Below are 1,895 nucleotides of genomic sequence, written 5' to 3'. Positions count from 1 at the left end.
TAGGAGCCTGAATAAAGTAGCGGCTCTGACAATGTAACGAAGAGTGGTCATAGACCAATCGGGATAGGAACCGCGAGGGGATGATCCTCCTGATAACCACAAATTGGGTGAGTGCTAGGTAGTCAGTATGATGAATGTAAGTGAATCCGCGCAAGGTGCGTTATGTGATGAAACAGCGGAAGTGGTTAACACGCTGTAGCCAAAAGGCACGAGAGTCGGAAAGAGATTGCCCCATGCTCTTTCGTGATAATTGCACTCTCCGCACCATAGCGGGCATCTAACCTGACATTGCGCGACATACGGAACACGGTAAGCCTGTATCACTCCCTCTGGGAAAGCCTACATAGCCGATAGTGATGCAGGTAGAGGAGGTCGGAAAAAGCCAAGGCTGCGTTGTAATGATGCAGATACAGGCCCATGCCTGAGCACGAAAGTGCGCCCACTTCCGACTGGTCTCCCGTTGCGAGAGAATTCGAAGAACTTTATTCAAGGAGAAACGCAAATGATGATTTCAAAAGAGATTAGTGCCTCTCCTGACAGTGCTCAATGGCAGTCAATCGACTGGAAATACGTTGAGGCGCATGTGTTAAAGCTTCAGATGCGTATCGCAAAGGCAACAAGGGAAGGTAAGCACGGCAAGGTGAAAGCCCTGCAATGGTTACTGACCCACTCTCGTTCAGCAAAACTCCTTGCTGTGAAAAGAGTATCGAAAAACAAAGGCAGCAAAACGCCTGGAATAGACGGTATCATCTGGAACACAGATGCTCGCCGTATGAAAGCCGTCAATCAGTTGAGCAGAAAGGCATACACAGCTAAACCGCTCAAGCGTATCTACATCCCCAAAAAGAACGGTAAGTTTCGACCGCTGGGCATTCCGTGCATGATAGACAGAGCGCAGCAAGCACTCCACCTACTTGCACTGGAGCCCGTGTCAGAAACACTTGCCGACCCTAACAGCTATGGATTTAGACCAAACCGCAGCACGACTGACGCTGTCGATCAGTGCTTCAAGTGTCTGGCGCTAAAGAGATCTGCCCAATGGGTGCTCGAAGGCGATATCAAAGCCTGTTTTGACAAAATCGGTCATCAGTGGCTTCTTGATAACATCGCCGTAGACAAGCGGATGTTGGAACAATGGCTAAAGTCTGGCTTTATGGATAAAGGGCTGTTTTATCGTACCGACGAGGGCACACCGCAAGGCGGGATCATCTCTCCCACCCTGATGTTAATGACGCTCGCAGGTCTTGAGCAGCGCATCAAATCCACTGCCCTTAAAAGGGGGGCTAGAGCCAACTTTATTGGGTACGCCGACGATTTTGTCGTCACTTGCGCTTCAAAGGAAGTGCTGGAGAACGATATAAAACCGTTGATTGCTGACTTCTTGGCGGCAAGGGGCCTAACGCTATCCGAAGAGAAAACGCACATTACTCACATCAACGATGGCTTTGACTTCTTGGGTTTTAACCATCGGAAGTACAAAGGAAAACTGCTCATTAAACCGAGCAAATCCAATACGCTGTTGTTCTTAAGTAATCTGCGCGAACTCATCAAAACGCACGTAACTCTACCTGTGAATGATCTTATCAAACTGATAAATCCGAAGCTCAGGGGGTGGTCGAATTACTATCGGCACTGCGTCGCGAAACAGGTGTTCGGATATCTAGGCTGTAAACTATTCCAAGCGCTATGGCACTGGGCAAAAAGGCGTCATCCAACTAAATCTAAAACGTGGATCGCGCTTAAATACTTCATCAATCGGAAAGGCCAGTGGCAATTTCACGGTTGGCAGAAGATCTCAGGTATGGATTGCCAGTTCAATCTCTTCCAAATAGCCAAAGTGCCTATCGAGAGACATGTAAAAATCCGAAGTGCAGCAACACCTTTTGACCCTGAAT

Annotated in this window: 1 protein-coding gene; it reads left to right on the top strand. The window is 48.3% G+C overall.

The features are described 5' to 3' along the window. Nucleotides 1–502: 502 nt before the first annotated feature. A partial coding sequence (ltrA, locus tag GMA8713_RS25600; protein WP_062715496.1) for a group II intron reverse transcriptase/maturase occupies nt 503–1,895 on the top strand: 1,393 nt, incomplete at its 3' end.

The sequence above is a fragment of the Grimontia marina genome (assembly GCF_900060185.1).
Classification (GTDB): domain Bacteria; phylum Pseudomonadota; class Gammaproteobacteria; order Enterobacterales; family Vibrionaceae; genus Enterovibrio; species Enterovibrio marinus.
The sequence above is the reverse complement of the archived record's forward strand: the minus strand, read 5'-3'. Positions and strand labels throughout refer to the sequence as shown.